The sequence below is a fragment of the Streptomyces sp. NPDC111628 genome (assembly GCF_055635195.1).
This window is the reverse complement of record NZ_JBVKBZ010000004.1, coordinates 832,242-848,873: the sequence shown is the minus strand read 5'-3', so window position 1 is coordinate 848,873 and position 16,632 is coordinate 832,242. Positions and strand designations below refer to the sequence as shown.

At 73.2% G+C, this 16,632-nt stretch carries 19 protein-coding genes and 1 tRNA gene; 11 read left to right on the top strand and 9 right to left on the bottom strand.

Going from position 1 to position 16,632, the window contains the following annotated elements:
* Window positions 1-91: 91 nt before the first annotated feature.
* Window positions 92-484, bottom strand: a complete 393-nt coding sequence (locus tag ACZ7MF_RS25785) for an FHA domain-containing protein (RefSeq protein ID WP_471480083.1) — start codon at window positions 482-484, stop codon at window positions 92-94.
* 89 nt (window positions 485-573) lie between these two features.
* Here ACZ7MF_RS25785 and ACZ7MF_RS25780 point away from each other — a divergent pair, with 89 nt between their 5' ends.
* The gene (locus tag ACZ7MF_RS25780; protein WP_356858810.1) at window positions 574-981 is read left to right on the top strand and encodes a DnaJ family domain-containing protein; all 408 of its coding nucleotides are present in this window, start codon (window positions 574-576) and stop codon (window positions 979-981) included.
* 10 nt (window positions 982-991) lie between these two features.
* On the opposite strand, the gene ACZ7MF_RS25775 is transcribed toward ACZ7MF_RS25780, so the two are convergent.
* Together ACZ7MF_RS25775 and ACZ7MF_RS25770 are read right to left on the bottom strand one after the other, a co-directional pair.
* Complete coding sequence (locus tag ACZ7MF_RS25775) at window positions 992-1,747, bottom strand: hypothetical protein (RefSeq protein ID WP_471480081.1); 756 nt, start codon at window positions 1,745-1,747, stop codon at window positions 992-994.
* A gap of 3 nt (window positions 1,748-1,750) precedes the next feature.
* A complete protein-coding gene (locus tag ACZ7MF_RS25770) occupies window positions 1,751-2,422 on the bottom strand; it encodes a hypothetical protein (protein WP_471480080.1) in 672 nt (223 codons plus the stop codon).
* 164 nt (window positions 2,423-2,586) lie between these two features.
* Here ACZ7MF_RS25770 and ACZ7MF_RS25765 point away from each other — a divergent pair, with 164 nt between their 5' ends.
* Window positions 2,587-3,093, top strand: coding sequence for a GNAT family N-acetyltransferase (locus ACZ7MF_RS25765; protein ID WP_471480078.1), 507 nt, complete (start codon window positions 2,587-2,589; stop codon window positions 3,091-3,093).
* Window positions 3,094-3,102: 9 nt separating this feature from the next.
* Here the strand turns inward: ACZ7MF_RS25765 and ACZ7MF_RS25760 are convergent, their stop codons facing one another.
* Complete coding sequence (locus ACZ7MF_RS25760) at window positions 3,103-5,172, bottom strand: MDR family MFS transporter (protein ID WP_471480128.1); 2,070 nt, start codon at window positions 5,170-5,172, stop codon at window positions 3,103-3,105.
* A gap of 174 nt (window positions 5,173-5,346) precedes the next feature.
* Between ACZ7MF_RS25760 and ACZ7MF_RS25755 the strand changes: the two genes are divergently transcribed.
* Window positions 5,347-6,528, top strand: coding sequence for a peptidoglycan-binding domain-containing protein (locus ACZ7MF_RS25755; protein ID WP_471480076.1), 1,182 nt, complete (start codon window positions 5,347-5,349; stop codon window positions 6,526-6,528).
* 19 nt (window positions 6,529-6,547) lie between these two features.
* On the opposite strand, the gene ACZ7MF_RS25750 is transcribed toward ACZ7MF_RS25755, so the two are convergent.
* Window positions 6,548-7,213, bottom strand: a complete 666-nt coding sequence (locus ACZ7MF_RS25750; RefSeq protein ID WP_471480074.1) for an HAD-IA family hydrolase — start codon at window positions 7,211-7,213, stop codon at window positions 6,548-6,550.
* A 147-nt stretch (window positions 7,214-7,360) separates the two neighbouring features.
* Window positions 7,361-7,942 (bottom strand): TMEM165/GDT1 family protein, encoded by a 582-nt coding sequence (locus tag ACZ7MF_RS25745; RefSeq protein WP_109031628.1) that lies wholly within the window; start codon window positions 7,940-7,942, stop codon window positions 7,361-7,363.
* 445 nt (window positions 7,943-8,387) lie between these two features.
* Between ACZ7MF_RS25745 and ACZ7MF_RS25740 the strand changes: the two genes are divergently transcribed.
* From ACZ7MF_RS25740 to ACZ7MF_RS25725, 4 genes are all read left to right on the top strand, one after another.
* The gene (locus tag ACZ7MF_RS25740) at window positions 8,388-9,032 is read left to right on the top strand and encodes an HNH endonuclease family protein (RefSeq protein WP_003976456.1); all 645 of its coding nucleotides are present in this window, start codon (window positions 8,388-8,390) and stop codon (window positions 9,030-9,032) included.
* Window positions 9,033-9,120: 88 nt separating this feature from the next.
* Window positions 9,121-10,797 (top strand): alkaline phosphatase D family protein, encoded by a 1,677-nt coding sequence (locus tag ACZ7MF_RS25735; protein WP_471480072.1) that lies wholly within the window; start codon window positions 9,121-9,123, stop codon window positions 10,795-10,797.
* Between the two features lie 265 nt (window positions 10,798-11,062).
* Window positions 11,063-11,524, top strand: a complete 462-nt coding sequence (locus ACZ7MF_RS25730) for a DoxX family protein (protein WP_356858830.1) — start codon at window positions 11,063-11,065, stop codon at window positions 11,522-11,524.
* A gap of 174 nt (window positions 11,525-11,698) precedes the next feature.
* A complete protein-coding gene (locus ACZ7MF_RS25725; protein WP_356858832.1) occupies window positions 11,699-12,337 on the top strand; it encodes a DedA family protein in 639 nt (212 codons plus the stop codon).
* Window positions 12,338-12,518: 181 nt separating this feature from the next.
* On the opposite strand, the gene ACZ7MF_RS25720 is transcribed toward ACZ7MF_RS25725, so the two are convergent.
* Together ACZ7MF_RS25720 and ACZ7MF_RS25715 are read right to left on the bottom strand one after the other, a co-directional pair.
* A complete protein-coding gene (locus ACZ7MF_RS25720) occupies window positions 12,519-12,752 on the bottom strand; it encodes a DUF2277 domain-containing protein (RefSeq protein WP_471480069.1) in 234 nt (77 codons plus the stop codon).
* 4 nt (window positions 12,753-12,756) lie between these two features.
* Entirely contained in the window at window positions 12,757-13,290 is a 534-nt protein-coding gene (locus ACZ7MF_RS25715) for a GNAT family N-acetyltransferase (protein ID WP_471480067.1), read from the bottom strand.
* A 115-nt stretch (window positions 13,291-13,405) separates the two neighbouring features.
* Between ACZ7MF_RS25715 and ACZ7MF_RS25710 the strand changes: the two genes are divergently transcribed.
* Window positions 13,406-13,741, top strand: coding sequence for a hypothetical protein (locus ACZ7MF_RS25710; RefSeq protein WP_356858838.1), 336 nt, complete (start codon window positions 13,406-13,408; stop codon window positions 13,739-13,741).
* Window positions 13,742-13,791: 50 nt separating this feature from the next.
* Here ACZ7MF_RS25710 and ACZ7MF_RS25705 read toward each other — a convergent pair.
* Window positions 13,792-13,866 (bottom strand) — tRNA-Val (locus tag ACZ7MF_RS25705).
* Window positions 13,867-14,093: 227 nt separating this feature from the next.
* Here ACZ7MF_RS25705 and ACZ7MF_RS25700 point away from each other — a divergent pair.
* From ACZ7MF_RS25700 to ACZ7MF_RS25690, 3 genes are all read left to right on the top strand, one after another.
* A complete protein-coding gene (locus ACZ7MF_RS25700) occupies window positions 14,094-14,864 on the top strand; it encodes a DUF4097 family beta strand repeat-containing protein (RefSeq protein WP_471480065.1) in 771 nt (256 codons plus the stop codon).
* Between the two features lie 71 nt (window positions 14,865-14,935).
* Window positions 14,936-16,339: a coiled-coil domain-containing protein gene (locus tag ACZ7MF_RS25695; protein ID WP_471480063.1), complete on the top strand. Its 1,404-nt coding sequence runs from the start codon at window positions 14,936-14,938 to the stop codon at window positions 16,337-16,339.
* Between the two features lie 56 nt (window positions 16,340-16,395).
* Window positions 16,396-16,620: an FmdB family zinc ribbon protein gene (locus ACZ7MF_RS25690; RefSeq protein WP_356858844.1), complete on the top strand. Its 225-nt coding sequence runs from the start codon at window positions 16,396-16,398 to the stop codon at window positions 16,618-16,620.
* The last annotated feature ends 12 nt before the right edge of the window (window positions 16,621-16,632 follow it).

Sequence of the window (16,632 nt, the reverse complement as noted above, 5' to 3'; positions counted from 1 at the left end):
CCCCCAGCCTCCGGCCGGGGGGACCCCCAGAGCACGCACCTGACGCCGCGCGGCCGCCCTTCGGGCGACGACGCGAATGGTCAGACAGGCCCTAGACCTCGTGGTAGAAGCCGACGTTGACGCTGCGCGGCTCCGCGCGGTCGTGCACCACCACCTCGCCGCTGCCGCCGCTGGGCAGCGGCACGGTGCCGCCGTACGGCAGAGCCTGCCGGTGTTCGCCGATGGTCAGCCGGACCTCGCTGGACGGGTCCGCCTGGGAGCCGCGCAGCCAGCTCAGCCGCCAGGTGCCGTCGGCTCCGCAGCGGAATTCCAGGTGGACCCGGGAGACGAACAGCCAGTCGTCCGGCGTCGACAGCCGGCACACGGACTTGTCCCTGCCCACCCGCAGCACCGCGTCCGGCTCGCTGGGCGCGTCGGCCATCTGCATACCGGCCGTGGCACCCGCGTCCGCCGCGGTGACGGCGGCCATGGTGAGTTCGAGCACGTGCGCTCCTTCGAGGTCCCGTTGGCTTGTCGCCGCCGCATGATAGATCGGCCGGTGAAGTCGTGTCCGGCGTCCGGCACAATGGGGTCATGACCGAGCGAAAGCCACCTGGCGTCGACTTCGAGTCCTGGGTCGACAAACAGATTCGAGACGCGGACGCGCGCGGCGAGTTCGCCGAGTTGCCGGGGGTGGGCAAGCCCCTGCCCGGCGAGCTGGACAGCACCTACGACGAACTGTGGTGGGTCAAGCGGAAGATGGCCCGCGAGGGATTCTCCGTACTGCCGCCGACGCTGGCCCTGCGCAAGGAGGCGGAGGACGCCCTGGAGGCGGCGGCGAAGGCACCGTCGGAGCGGGTGGTCCGCCGCATCGTCGAGGAGATCAACGTCAAGATCCGCGACGTCATGTTCAAGCCGCCGCCCGGCCCTCCGCTGGGTCTGAAGCCCTACGACGTCGAAGAGGTCGTACGGCAGTGGCGGGAGGGCCGGGCGGAGCGGTGACGCCCGTCGTTCACAGGCGCATCAGCCGGTCCGCCAGCTCGCGGTAGTCCCGCAGGGCCAGGCGGAGTTGCTCGGTGTCCGTGCTCGGCGCGTCCGCGTCCCCGCCGGCCTCGTGCCACGAGGTGCGCAGGGTCCGGCGGCGGTGCGCCACGGCGTCCGCGAAGCGGGCGGCGATCTCCTCCAGGACCCGGTCGGCCTCCTCCACGGAGGCCCGCGGCGCGTCGACGAACCCGGCCAGGGCGTGGTGCAGCCGCTGCCCGAGCCGGTCGGACTCCCCGGGCGGCAGAAGCGAGCGGGCGCCCGCCGAACTGCCCGACGGCGCGCCTGCCGCACCGGCCACCGGAGCCGCTCCGGCGGTGACACCGGACTCGGTCGCCGTACCGGACTCGGCCGCCGCGCCGGGCTCGGCCGCCGTGCCGGGCTCGGGGGTCGTACCGGGCTCGGGGGTCGTACCGGGCTCGGGGGTCGCGCGGAGACCGGCGGTGGTGGCGGGCTCGGCCTTTGTGCCAGGTCCGGCCGGGGTGCCAGCTCCGGCCGGGGTGCCGGGTCGGACCGTTGTGCCGGGTCCGGTGGGCGCGCCGGGCTCGGCCGCCGTGCCGGGCTCGGGGGCCGTGCCGGGCTCGGGGGCCGTGCCGGGCTCGGGGGCCGTGCCGGGCTCGGGGGTCGCGCGGAGACCGGCGGTGGTGGCGGGCTCGGCTGCCGTGCCGGGCTCGGCTGCCGTGACGGGTTCGGTGGGGGTGCTGCGGTTGCCTGTCGCGTCGGGCATTGCTCAGCTCTCCTTCGGCCGGCGCTTGCCGAGCGACCACGTGTGGGGCGCGCGGGCGGCGGGTGCGGGCGAGCCGTCGGCTTCGGTACCGGCCCGCTGCCGACCGCCGTCGTGGCGGTCCTGCCGTACCAGGGCCTCGAACAGCGCGCGGGCCTCGACGACGGCCTCGCGCATCTCCTCCGTGCCCGCACCGCCGTCCCGCGCGTCGTCCACGCGCGCGTGGGTCACGCGGTGCACGCGGCGGTAGCCCTCGACGTGGTGGGCGTGGTGCACGGACAGCGCCGTGAGCTGCTCCTCGTACTGGCCGCCGTCCGGGAAGCCCCGGGCGCCGGCGAGTTCCGCGAGCAGCCGGTCCGCCTCGCCGACCGCCTCGCGCGGGGAGTCGACGAAACGCTCCTGGGCCGCGGCCCAGCGCGCCTCGAAACGCTCGCGCTCGGCGGGTTCGAGGGGCCGCGTGTGCAACGACCCGTGCCGCCGCACCCGTTCGGCCAGTTCGCGTTCGGCCGCCTTGGTGTCGCCGTCGTGCCGGGCCACGGCCAGGTCGTACTCGGGCCCGAAGCGCCGCTTCAGGCTTCCGCCGTGCTGGGGGCCCCGTGCGCGCAGGGCAAGGACAGCCGCGACGACGAGCACGGCCGCCACGATCACGATCAAAGCGATGATCACGCCTGTGGACATGAGTGCCTTCCGGGTTTTCGGCCTGCCGGCTCTCCCAACGGGCCGGTTCGCGGTTCGGGTTGCCCCGCAGTCCGCGCTCAAACGGCGCTCGGCGTGCACCAAAGGCGCACCGGTGGGAAAATACGCTTGCCCGGGACACCGGCCCCCGGCCGACAATGCGGGGCATGACCTGGACCGTCGACCCGGAACCGTACGACTCCCCCGTCGCCGCCGCCCTCTGGCGCGCGTACTACACGGAGGTGAGCGACCGCTGGTACCAACTGCACGAGGGGCGCACCACCGACGCGGCCGAGCTGGAGCGGGAGATCGCCGCCTACCCCGGTGCCGACCTCGTACCGCCCCGTGGACGCCTGCTGGTCGCCCGCTACGGCGGTGAACCGGCCGGCACCTCGGGCGTCCGGCTGCTGGACGACACCACCGCCGAGCTGACCCGGGTGTTCCTGTACGGCCCGATGCGCGGCCGGGGCGGCGCCGCGCTGCTCGTACGGGCCGCCGAGGACGCGGCACGGGCGCTCGGGGCGGTGCGCATGGTCCTGGACACGCGGGGCGACCTCGTCGAGGCCCGCGCCCTGTACGCGCGCCTCGGCTACACCGAGACCGAGGCGTACAACGAGGGTCCGTACGCCGAGCACTGGTTCGCCAAGCGGCTGCGCTCCGGCCGCGACTCCTGACGGCGGCGCTCAGCCCGCCCGCGCGGGCGCACGCCCCTCGTGCGGACGCTCCCGCTCCGAGCCGCACAGTTCCCCGGTCAGCTCCCGCACCAGCCGCACCAGGTCGGTCGGGCGGTCCGGGCCCCACCAGTCGCCGAGCAGCTCGGCGAGCGAGTCCTCACGGGCCAGCGCCAGCTTTTCGGCGACCTCGCGGCCCCGGCGGGTGAGGACCAGGTCGGGGCCCTCGCGGACGGCGAGGTGCCGCTCCTCCACCTGCCGGGCCGCCGCCATGACGGTGGCCAGCGGGACCGGGCTGCGCTCCGCGAGCTGGGCCGGCTCGACCCGCCCGTGCTTCCTGACCCGCAGCAGCATCCAGCTGGACGCGGGCAGCAGGTCGTAGCCCGCCCGCGCGGTGATCCGGCGGTAGATCTCCCGGCGGCCCTCCCGGGTGCCGAGCACCGACAGGGCGCGGCACACCTCGTCGTGCGAGGAGCGCTCCACCGGGTTGCTGGCCAGGGTCTGGGTGGCGTCCGGCGCCGTGACCGAGCCGCGCAGCCGGTCCTCCTTGAGGAACCAGGCCAGCAGGAAGGCGAGCAGGGCGACGGGGGCGGCGTACAGGAAGACGTCGGTGATGGAGGAGGCGTAGGCGTGGATCGCCTCGGGACGCAGCGCGGGCGGCAGGGCGCCGATGCCGCGCGGGTCGGCCTTGAGGGTGTCCACGGAGACGCCGGGCGGCAGGGCGGCGCCCCGGAAGGCGTCCGTGAGCTGGTCGCCGAGGCGGCTCGCGAAGATCGTGCCGAAGATGGCCACGCCGAACGACGCGCCGATGGACCGGAAGAAGGTCGCGCCGGAGGTGGCGACGCCCAGGTCCTCGTAGGGGACGGCGTTCTGCACGATGAGGACGAGGACCTGCATGACCAGGCCGAGGCCCAGGCCGAAGACGAAGAAGTACGCGCTCACCTCGCCGGTGGCGCTGCGCTCGTCGAGCTGGTGCAGCAGGAGCAGGCCGAGGGTGGTGACGGCGGTGCCCGCGACGGGGAACACCTTCCAGCGGCCGGTACGGCTGACGATCTGCCCGGAGACGGTCGACGACAGCAGCAGGCCGAACACCATCGGCAGCATGTACACACCGGACACGGTGGGGGAGACACCGCGTACGACCTGCAAGAACGTCGGCAGGTACGTCATCGCGCCGAACATCGCGAAGCCGATGACGAAGCTGATGACGGCGGACAGCGTGAAGGTGCGGACGCGGAAGAGCTTGAGCGGCAGGACCGGCTCGGCCGCCCTGCGTTCCACGGCCACGAAGAGCACGGCCAGGACCACCGCCAGCACCGCGAGCCCGATGATCTGCGGGGAGCTCCAGGCCCAGGTCGTGCCGCCGAGCGAGGCCACGAGGACCAGGCAGGTGGCGACGGAGGCGATGAGCAGGGTGCCGAGGTAGTCGATGACGTGCCGGGCGGCGCGGCGCGGGATGTGCAGGACCGCGGCGATCACGGCGAGCGCGACGATACCGATGGGCAGGTTGATGTAGAAGACCCAGCGCCAGCTGAGGTGCTCGGTGAAGACCCCGCCGAGCAGCGGCCCGAGCACGCTGGTCGCGCCGAAGACGGCGCCGAACAGCCCTTGGTAGCGGCCTCGTTCACGGGGCGGCACCAGGTCGCCGACGATCGCCATCGAGAGCACCATCAACCCGCCGCCGCCCAGGCCCTGGAGGGCGCGGAAGGCGATCAGCTGGCCCATGCCCTGCGCGATGCCGCACAGCGCGGAACCGACCAGGAAGATCCCGATCGCCAGCTGGAACAGCTTCTTGCGCCCGTACTGGTCACCGAGCTTGCCCCACAGCGGCGTCGCGGCGGTCGCCGCCAGGAGGTAGGCGGTGACCACCCAGGACAGGTGCTCGAGGCCGCCCAGATCGCTGACGATGGTCGGCAGCGCCGTCGACACGATGGTCTGGTCGAGTGCGGCGAGCAGCATGCCGAGGAGCAGGGCTCCGATGGAGACGAGTACGCCGCTGGAGACCTGCTCCCGCTCCCCCGGTGCGGCGGGTTGCGCCGGGTCCGGCTCCGACTCCGTCGCCTCGCGTACGTCTCCGGCCATCCCGACCTCCACAGGTGTCACGGTCCATCCTGGTCGGTGTGACCAGTTATGGCCGTTTCAGTCCTTCTGGAAGCCGGTATTCCGGGGGCGTGTGCGCCGAAGTATGGAGAAGATCTGCATAATCTCTGGAGTTCGCGAGGGGAGTCGCGAGGTCGCGAGGGGAGGGACGAACGCGTGGAGCAGCAGAAGGAGCCGTCGCAGGACCGGCCGGCGGGGGCCGCCTGCCCGGAGTGCGGCACACCCAGGGCGGCGGACAACACCCCGTCCTGCGCCTGCGGAACCAGGGCGTCCGACGCCCTGCGCGACGCACGCACGGCCCAGGCGGCAGCGGCGGAGGACTTCGACCCGCTGCGCATACGGCCGTACGTCGAGCTGGACGGGGCCGGGGAGCCCTCCGGTGCGCCCGAGGGGTCCGGTGCGCCCGGTGCGCCCGAGGGGTCCGAGGCGTCCGGTGAGCGCCCCGTCGCGCCCGCGTCCGACCCGGACGCGACCATGACGCTGCGCGCGGTCGATGTCGGTGCCGGTTCGCTCGACGGGGGCGCGAAGGCGACGCCCGCGCTGCCGACGCCCCTCGCCCCGTCGGCCGGCTCGCCCAGCGCGCACGACCTGCGCCTGTTCGAGGCCTCCGCCACCGCGCCCCTCCCGCAGGTCTCACAGACGGGCCCGGGCACGGAGGGCACGGGTGGCGGTGGCGGTGATGGTGGCGGCGCCGGACGGCCCGCACGCAGGCGCCGCAAGGGCGTACTGCTGAGCGCGGCCGGAGCGGTCGTGGTCGTGGTCGGCGCGGCGGGATTCGCGAGCGGGCTGTTCTCGTACGACACCCCGTCGCGGGACGGGGCGCTGCCGGACGAGGTCCGGGCGAGCGTGCCGGACCCGTCGACCGGCGAGGCGTCACCGAGCGCCGGACCGAGCACGACCGCCGCCTCGCCGACGCCCTCCGCGTCCTCTTCCCCGTCCGAGTCCGCGTCCCCGTCGGCCGAACCGAGTGCTTCGGCCTCGCCGTCCCCGTCGGCGTCGAGCGCCTCGCCCACGGCGTCCCGGTCGGCCGAACCGACGCAGAGCACGACCGCACCGGCGGACGAGGCCTCGCAGGAGTCCGGGGAGGACGACCACGAGGCCGTCAGTGGTCGCACGCTGCGCCATGGCGACCGGGGCCCGGAGGTCGTAGAACTCCAGCAGCGCCTGGCCGGGTTGGACCCGAGGATGTACTGGGGCGACATCAACGGCAACTTCAACCGCCAGGTCGAGGACGCGGTCCGCCAGTACCAGTGGTACCGCGGCCTCTACTCCGACGGGATCGGCGTCTACGGCCCGGAGACCCGCCGCAGGCTGGAGTCGGAGCCGCCCCGGCGCTGAGATGGGCCCCCGGTGCCCGTCAGCCGATGTGCAGCCGCAGCCCGCCGTCCGCGTCGGCCTCGACACGCACCCGCGTCAGGTCCTCGACGACCACGTCCGGCCCGTGGAACCCGGCGCGCGGTCCGACCCCGACGACCCGCATCCCGGCGGCGCGCCCGGCCGCGACACCGGCGCCGGAGTCCTCGAAGACGATGCAGTCGGCGGGGGCGATGCCCAGTTCGGCGGCGCCCTTGAGGAAGCCCTCCGGGTCGGGCTTGCTCGCGCCGACCGACTCGGCGGTGACCCGCACGTCCGGCTGCGCGAGCCCGGCGGCGGCCATCCGCGCGGTGGACAGGGCCACGTCCGCCGAGGTCACCAGGGCGTGCGGCAGCCCGCGCAGCGAGGCGAGGAACTCCGCGGCGCCGGGGATCGCGACGACGCCCTCGGTGTCGGCGGTCTCCTCGGCGAGCATGCGCGCGTTGTCGGCGTGGTTGTGCTCCATGGGCCGGTCCGGCAGCAGCAGCGCCATCGAGGCGTAGCCCTGCCGTCCGTGGACGACCTTCATGACCTCGTCGCCGTCCAGCCCGTGCCGGTCGGCCCAGCGCCGCCAGACACGGTCCACGGCGGCGTCCGAGTTGACGAGGGTGCCGTCCATGTCGAGCAGCAGGGCACGGGCGGGCAGAACGGTGGTGGCGGTGGCCGTCATCGGCAGACTCCAAGGGGCGGGGAGGAAACAAGGCGGCCCCGCCCGCCGGTCAGGGAGAACGGGCGGGAACCACTTTGTTCATCCACGGTACAAAATAGACCGGGTTCGCGCCACCGGCACGCGCCGCCCGCAGACACCACCGGCCGCTCAGCCGGCGATCGCCTCCCACAGGCTCCACACGCCGAGACCCAGCATGAGCACGGCCGCGATCTTCGTGATCAGCCCCAGCGGCACCCGCTTCATCAGGGCCTTTCCACCGACGATGCCGAGCCCGGCCACCGCCCACAGCGCGAGCACCGCACCGAGGCCGACGGAGAGCGGATCGTCGTAACGGGCCGCGAGGTTGGCCGTCATGATCTGCGTCAGATCGCCGAACTCGGCGACCAGGATGAGCATGAAGCCCGCCCCGGCGACCTTCCAGAAGGACTGGTCCTGCGGCTTGCGGACCTCCTCGTCCTCGTCGTCCTTCTTCATCAGCAGCACGGCGGCACCGCCCAGGAACAGCACACCGGTGATCGCGTGCACGAGCTGCTGGGGCAGCAGGGTCAGCACGCTGCCGGCCGCGACCGCGAGCACGACGTGCAGCAGGAAGGCGGCGGCGACGCCCGCGAAGACGTACGAGGCGCGGTAGCGGGTGCCGAGGACGAGGCCGGCGAGGGCGGTCTTGTCCGGCAGTTCGGCGAGGAAGACGACACCGAAGACGAGCGCCGTCACGGTCAGGCTGATCAAGATTCCTCAATCGGTCGGGGCCACCCCACCGAGAGTGCTGATTACGCGGAATTCACGACCTCCGCGACGCGCGACACCTCGGCACGGCAGCACACGGATCCACCCCTGCCGTACGGCACGGGCGTGCACTGCTTGCCGAAGGTCTCGCTGGCCTGCCTCGCGTGCGAGGCCTGCCTCCGGGCGCCGGCTCAGGCGGGCTGAGCAGTATGTCGACGGTCCGGCGAAGAGCTACTCCCCTTCTGCGCCGTCCATAGTACGCGACCCCCCGGCCGGAACCGAGGGCCGAAGGTCCCGCCCCGAACTCTTGTCACGAGTCTCGTCGCACTCCTGGACGCGCCATGCACACGTCACTAACTTCTAACCGACCGCACACCTGTGCGCCATGCGGCGTCGCGAGCATTCCCCTGCCCGCGTCCCAACACCCCCACACCTCAAGGGAGTTCGCATGCCGAAGTTCTACGCGCGTCGACGGCTCGGTTTCCTCGCCGCGTTCACCGGGCTCATAGCCTCCGCCGGGCTCCTCAACGGCCCGGCCGCCTCCGCCGCCCTCCCCACCCCGGTCAGCGCCGCCACCGCCCGCACCTACCTCGCCTCCCTCACGGTGGCCACCGAGGACCGGACCGGCTACGACCGCGACCTCTTCCCGCACTGGATCACCCAGTCCGGCACCTGCAACACCCGCGAGACGATCCTCAAGCGCGACGGCACGAACGTCGTCACCGACTCCTCCTGCGCCGCCACCAGCGGCAGTTGGTACTCCCCCTACGACGGCGCCACCTGGTCCGCCTCCTCCGACGTCGACATCGACCACCTCGTGCCGCTCGCCGAGGCCTGGGACTCCGGCGCCGACTCCTGGACCACCTCGCGGCGGCAGTCCTTCGCCAACGACCTGACCCGGCCCCAGCTCCTCGCGGTCACCGACAACGTCAACCAGTCCAAGGGCGACCAGGACCCGGCCACCTGGATGCCCTCGCGCAGCGCCTACCGCTGCACGTACGTGCGCGCCTGGGTGCAGGTGAAGTACTACTACGACCTCTCGGTCGACTCGGCGGAGAAGTCCGCCCTGCAGGGCTACCTCGCCAACTGCTGACGCCCCGTACACCGTCCGTTCGGCGCGGAACCTCCCCGCCGGCCTCCGTCGTTCCGTACCGTACGGGGCGACGGAGGAGAGGATCATCATGGCGGAACTGCGCCTGGGCCCATTGCTGAGGTACACCGACGGTGCGTGCGCGACCGTCTGGGTCGAGACGGACCGCCCCTGCACGGCCGAGGTGCGCTGCGCCGACGGCGCCCGGGGCACGGCCCGCAGCTTCCAAATCGCGGACCACCACTACGCCCTGGTCCCGGTCGGCGGCCTGACCCCCGGCACGGCGACGGAGTACGAGGTGCTCCTCGACGGCACGGGCGTGTGGCCGCCGCCGGACTCCCGCTTCCCGCCCCCGGTGATCGCCACGCCCGGGGACGACGACGGCATGCGCGTCGCCTTCGGCTCCTGCCGCTGGGCGGCGCCGCCCAGCGGGGGCAAGGGCAGGGTGGGTCCCGACGCCCTGGACACCCTCTCCGCCCGCGTCGCGGCCGATCCCGCAGGCGCCCGCCCGGACGTGCTGCTGCTGCTCGGCGACCAGGTGTACGCCGACGAGATCTCCGACGCCACGCGCGACTGGATCGCCGGCCGCCGGGACGTGCAGGCGGGCCCCGGCGACCAGGTCGCCGACTACGAGGAGTACACCCACCTCTACTACGAGTCCTGGCTCGACCCCGAGGTGCGCTGGCTGCTGTCCACCGTGCCGAGCTGCATGATCTTCGACGACCACGACGTCATCGACGACTGGAACACCTCCGCCGCCTGGCTCGCCGACATGCGGGCCACCGACTGGTGGCAGGAGCGGGTGCTGAGCGGGCTGATGTCGTACTGGGTGTACCAGCAGCTGGGCAACCTCTCCCCGGACGAGCTGGCCGCCGACCCGCTCTACACGGCCGTCCGCGAGGCGTCCGACGGCACCGAGGCCCTGCGGGAGTTCGCCGCCCGGGCCGACGCCGATCCGGCCTCCGTCCGCTGGAGCTACCGGCGCGACTTCGGGCGCACGCGACTGCTGATGGTCGACTCACGCGCGGCCCGCGTCCTGGACGAGGACCGCCGCACGATGCTCGACCCGGGCGAGGCCGCCTGGCTGCGCGAGCAGGTCATGGAGGGACGGGGCGACGGCGACAGCGACAGCGACAGCGACAGCGACAGCGACGGTGCTTACGACCACCTGTTGATCGGTACCTCCCTGCCCTGGCTGCTGCCCCACCTGGTGCACGACGTGGAGGCGTGGAACGCCGCGATGTGCGGCGGCGAGCGGGGCCCCCGCTGGGCACGGATCGGGGAACGGATACGGCGCGGCGCCGACCTGGAGCACTGGTCCGCGTTCCCCTCGTCCTTCGACGCCCTCGGCGACCTGATCGCCGATGCCGGTACCGGGCCGGGGGCGCCCGCGACGGTGAGCGTGCTGTCGGGCGACGTCCACCACGCCTACGTGGCCGAGCCGTCGTGGCCGGGGCGTACGCCCGACGCGCGGATAGCCCAGCTGACCTGCTCCCCCGTCCACAACTCGGTGCCGCTCTCGATCCGCCTCGGCTTCCGCTTCGGCTGGAGCGCTCCGGCGCGGGCCCTCGGGCGGCGCATCGCCCGGCACGGACGCTGCGCGCCCCCGGCGGTGGGCTGGCGCAGGACCGGCGGGCCCTGGTTCGGCAACCAGATCATGACGCTGACCCTGCGGGGGCGGTCGGCCCGGCTGCGCCTGGAACAGGCCCGCGCGAACCGGGACGGGACGAACGTCCTGCGGACGGTCACGGACCGGGAGTTGACGTAGCCGTACGGAGCTGTACGGCGTTGTTCCGGCATGAGTCGGCGAGGGCGCGGCGGGGTATGAATTGAGTCACTTCGGCGGGCCGCGCCGCGGGTGTGGGAGCGCTCCCACCTGGATCGGCGGCGGCGTCGAGCAGGTGACTGCACGTCAGGTTATGGCGGAATGTTGAACTTGCAAGTACTCATTAGGCTCACCTAACGTGGGCAGCCCACTCGGTTCCGTCCCCCACCGGCCCGCCCCGGCCGGCCAACCGAAGGAGCACCCCCGCATGCCCGCACGCCTCAACAGCACCAGCGCCCAGCCGTACGTTCTCGGCCTGTTCCGCATAGTCGTCGGCCTGCTCTTCGCCTGCCACGGCGCCGCCTCCCTCTTCGGCGTCCTCGGCGGCGCCGCGATGACGGGCGGCACGATCGACGCGGGCACCTGGCCGGGCTGGTACGCGGCCGTGATCCAACTGGTCGGCGGCGGCCTCGTCCTGCTGGGCCTCGGCACCCGCCCGGCAGCGGTCATCTGCTCCGGCTCGATGGCCTACGCCTACTTCAAGGTGCACCAGCCGAACGCCCTGTGGCCCATGGAGAACGGCGGCGAGGCCCCCGCCATGTTCTGTTGGGCCTTCCTGCTGCTCGCCTTCACCGGTTCCGGCGCCTTCGGCCTGGACCGTCTCCTCGCCCGGCGCGTGTCCGAGCGGGACGAGTCCGCCCCCGAGCGGCAGACGCCGGTCGCCGCCTGAGCGGACCGCCGCGGGCCCCCTCCTCCGTGTGAACGCCCTGCGTCGATCACACAAGCCCCCTGTGAACCCTCTGTCACACCCCGGGCGTACGCTGTATGGCTGTCATTGGCCGCTCCTGCCGTCCCCGCGTCTCGCGGCATGGCCCGGCCCACGGGGGAGTACCGGGGAGTTGTCGTGGTCGAAGGTCTGGGAAGTATCGGGTCGCTGGTCAGCAGCCCATGGATTTACGTGCTGGTGGGCGCCTCGGTGCTCCTCGACATCTTCCTTCCGGTGCTGCCGAGCGGGGTCCTGGTGATCACTGCGGCGACGGCGGCGGCCGCGGGTTCGGGAGCGGCGGCTGCCGGACGGGTCCCGCAGGACGTCCCCGACATCCTCGTCCTCACGCTCTGCGCGGCGACCGCGTCCGTCGTCGGCGACCTGGCCGTCTACCGCCTCGCCTGGCGCGGCGGGGCACGGCTGGACCGCGCGATCGCCCGTTCCCGGCGGCTGACCACCGCGCAGGAACGTCTCGGCGGCGCCCTGGCCCGCGGCGGCGGTGCCCTCGTCGTCCTGGCCCGTTTCGCCCCGGCCGGCCGCTCGGTCGTCTCACTCGTCGCGGGCGCGGCCCATCGCCGGGTCCGGGAGTTCCTCCCCTGGTCGGCCCTGGCCGGCCTGGCCTGGGCCGCGTACAGCGTCGCCCTCGGTTACTTCGGCGGCCAGTGGCTGGGCGCCACCTGGCTGGCGACGGGAGTGTCGCTGGTGGCGCTCTTCGGCGCGGGCGCGGGCGCGGCATACCTGATGCGCCGCCAGCCACGTACGACGGAGGCCTCGTAGCGACGGAGGCTCGTAGCTGCGTGAACCTCGACAGAGAGGCTCTCGAAGCAGCGAGGTTCTCGTAGCGCCGGAGGCCGCGTGACGCCGGAGGCCGCGTGGGTGCCGGAAGCCGCGTGGGCGCCGGAGGCCGCGTGGCGCCGGGCATCGACCGACTAACTCACGAGGGCGCCACGAGTCGGCGTCAGGAGGCCTTTCGCGCTCCGGCGCCTCCCCGTATCTCCAGGTCGGCCAGCAGCTCGGCCGTGGCCTCGGTGACGGCCTCGACGGCGCGGTCGAAGACCTCCTGGTTGTGCGCGGCGGGCGCACGGAATCCGGAGACCTTGCGTACGTACTGAAGGGCGGCGGCCCTGATCTCGTCCTCGGTGGCCTCCTCGGCCAGCACGGGCGGACGCAGGGTCTTGATGCTGCGGCACATGACGTCAGTCTCCCCTCTCGAGATCCACCCGCCAGTCGTTCGACCGGATCCAGTGGCCCTTCGGATACTCGAAGTCGACCTGCCCGAGGAGCGTGAACCCGGCCCCTCGGCAGACCGCGTTGGAGGCGGCGTGGTCGACGCCCGGGAAGGCGTGCAGATACCGGTGGGTCCCGGTGGCGCGGGCGGCCTCCCGCACCGCGCGGGCCGCCCGCACGGCCAGCCCCCGTCCCTGGAACTCCGGCAGCACGCCCCACCCGGTCTCCCACACCTCGGCGTCCCGCCAGGTCCGCTGCCAGTACCCGACGGAGCCGACGGTCTCACCGCCGTCCGTCAGCGTCACCCGGTACATCTGCCCGGGTCCCGGCTCCACGTACCGCCGGTGCCGGGCCAGGAGCCGCTCCTCGCTCTCCGGGCCGCCGAGGTGTGCGGTCATCTCCGGGCTGTTGGTCCTGCGCAGCAGCCACAGGTCCCCCTCCGCCCAGGGGACCAGGCACACCCGCTCCCCGCCCGGCGCGATCCGCTCGTCCATGCCGTCCATGTCTTTCACGGTAGGGCAGACGTCTGACAGTCGGGCCGGGCCGCGGGGCCACCCTTTCGCATGAACCACCGAAGGGAACGCGCGCCTCAAAATCGAACAGGCGTATCATTGAGGCGTGGCTACGACCTATGATTTCCCCAGTGATCTCCTCGCCGGTCAGGAGGAACTGCATCAGGTCCGGGCCGAGCTGTCGGCCCTGCTCAAGAGACTTCCCTGGTCCGTCGAACCACTCGACGGCTTCAGCGACGACAACGGCTGGCGCAAGGTCGAACGCCCGGCCTCCCCCGGCTGGTCGGCGGACGAGCAGGCCGAGGTCGAGAAGCTCCGGCAGCGCGAGCGCGAGCTGGCCGTGTTCGTCAGCACCCATCGCTACTGGTCCGAGACGACCGGCCCCGACCAGGTGAGCGCCCGGTCGGAGCTGAAACACGCGCATGAGGGCCCGCACGCGTAAGGCCCCCGGAAGATCTCCGGGGGCCTTGGCGCCGACGACGGCGTCGGTCCTGGTGGGCGCGGACGGTTTCGAACCGCCGACATCCTGCTTGTAAGGCAGGCGCTCTACCCCTGAGCTACGCACCCAGGACGAGTCGACAGCCTACATGGCCCGGGGCGCTGCCCGGCAAACGCGTTCCCGCCGTGCTCAGACGGGGTCGGGGGGGTTAACCCCACCCTCGATCCGGTAGCGGCCCGGATCCCGGCGCGAGCGCCCGCTCCGTACGGTCGAAGAGCCTCACCGAGAAGGCCTCCGCCGGCGCGGAAGGCCCCCGGGTGCGGCACCTCGTCGTCCGTTCCAGGGGGAGACCGTCATGCCCGCCCGTACCGTTCCCGTCCGCGCGTTCGCCGCCGTCGGCGCCGTCGCCGTCCTCGTCGCGGGCCTCAGCGCCTGCGCCTCCGCCTCGGACGACAACGACCCCGAGCACCGGTCGTTCGCCCTCCAGGGCCGTACGCTCACCGTCGACTCCGACGACTCCGCCCTGGAGATCGTCGCCTCGGACGACCACGCGTCCGGGAAGATCCAGGTCACGCGGTGGTTCTCCGGGTCGGTCGCCATCGGCTCGGACCCCGAGGTGACCTGGAAGATGGACGGCGACCGGCTGGTGCTGCGGATGCACTGCTCCGGCGTCGTCGCCGACTGCGCGGCCAAGCACCGCATCGAGGTGCCGCGCGGCATCGCCGTCAAGGTGAAGGAAGGGGACGGCAGCGTGCGGGCCAGCGGCTTCGAGGACGCGCTGAACATCCGTACCGGCGACGGCTCCGTGCACGTCACCGACTCCTCCGGGCCGCTGGAAGTGCGGACCGACGACGGTTCCGTACGTGCCGCGGTCTCCTCCCGCCAGGTGCGGACGCACACCCGCGACGGCTCGGTCCGGCTGGACCTCGACACCGTCCCGGACCAGGTGGAGTCCCGCACCGACGACGGCTCCGCGACGATCTCGCTGCCCCGGGCCACGTACAAGGTGTCCACCGACACCGACGACGGCGCGGTCGACGTGTCCGTGCCCACCGACGACGCCGGCACGCACGTGGTCGACGCCCGGTCCGTCGACGGCAGAATCACCGTGCGAACCGCGAACTGACCGGCCCGTGTGTTCGTCCCTAACGGGTGGGAGAATGAACCCGGGCAGGACGGACGACACGGGAGAGTGATGTGACGGCGACGCCATCGCAGCCGTACTCGCCGATGGTGGCGCGCGCCCAGCGCCTGCCGCACCGCTTCCGCCGGCGCCGGGCCGGCGCGGTCACCGGCACGCTCACCCTGATGGGTCTGCCCCTGCTCGCGGTGTTGGCGCTCCCCGCGGCGTTCGCCGGGGGCGGTACGCGGCGCTGGTTCGGCGGGCGGGCCGAGAGCCAGCGGGCGGAGGCCCAGACCGCGAAGGACGACGCGGCCGCCGCGTTCTACGAACTGGACACCGCCCAGCGGGACCTGCGGATCTCGATAGAGACGATCGCGGCCGTCGACTCCTCCCCCGCCGCCCGGCGTGCGGTCACCGACTTCGATGCCCTGGGCCGGCGCATCGACGAGGTCAGCCACCAGTACATCAGCGCCGTCGACGCCCACGACCTGGACCGGGACGACCTGGAGGCGTCCGCCGCCTCCCGCGCCCGCACGGAACTGACCGCCGCCAAGACCGAGCTCGGCCGGGTCAAACAGGAACTCGACCGCTTCGCCGAGAGCCTCGGCCCCCTGCTCGGCAAGGCGGAGACCCAGTTGGCCCGGCTGGCGCCCGCCGTCGAACGGGCCCGGCAGGCCCTGCTCGCCGCCTCCAACGCCCTGGACGCCGCTCGCGGCTCCGGTCTGAAGGCGGACGACCTTGCCACCCGTCTCGCCACCCTCGGTCCGGAACTGACCCGGCTGAACCAGGGCGCGGGACAGCACGGGGTGCCCCAGACCCTGGAGCGGGCCGAACGGGTCACCCGTGAGGCCGAGGCGGTCCGCGCCGAGGCGGAACGACTGCCCGAGCGCGCCGCCGAGATCGGCCACCGCCTGGTCTCCCTGCGCACCCGCGCCCAGGCGCTGACCACCCGCACCGAACAGGTCGAGCCGGTGCTGAGCGAGCTGCGGCGCCGGTTCACCGCCGCCTGCTGGCAGGACCTCCAGCACGTGCCGGACCAGGCCACCGAATCGGTCCGGCAGGCCGAGCGGAAACTGGCCGAGGCGCAGGCCGCCCGCGACGACCAGCGCTGGCCCGACGCCACCGCCCTGCTGTCGACGGTACGAGCGCTGCTGAACTCGACCGACGAGGCCGTATCGGCGGCCGGCGACCGGCTGCGGCAGCTGAACGCCGTGCAGAAGGACCCGCAGCAGGAGATCGAGCGCACCCGCTTCGCGATCCGCGACGCCCAGCGCCTGGCCATGGCCGGTCGCAACACCCCCGAGCCCCGTCACGCGCGTCCCCTGGACGAGGCCGTGGCCCGGCTGGAACGGGCGATCACCACGCTGGAGGGGCGGCACCCCGACTACTGGCACTTCCTGACGGAGACGGAAGCGGTCCGGCAGACGGTGGCCGATGTGGTCGCCCAGATCCGCGAGGAGCGCGGGGCCGGTCACTGATCACCGGGATCGGCCGACCGGGACCTGTGGGCGGCCGTGCCGGTTAATCTGTGCCCATGCCTCGCTACGAGTACCGCTGCCGCAGCTGCGGCGACACCTTCGAACTGAGCCGTCCCATGGCCGAGTCCTCCGCTCCCGCCGCCTGCCCGGCGGGCCACGACGACACGGTGAAGCTGCTGTCGACGGTCGCGGTCGGCGGCTCGGCCTCCGCACCGGCGCCGTCGCCGGGCGGCGGTGGCGGTGGCGGTGGGGGTTGCTGCGGCGGCGGCTGCTGCGGCTGAGCCCGGCGCCCT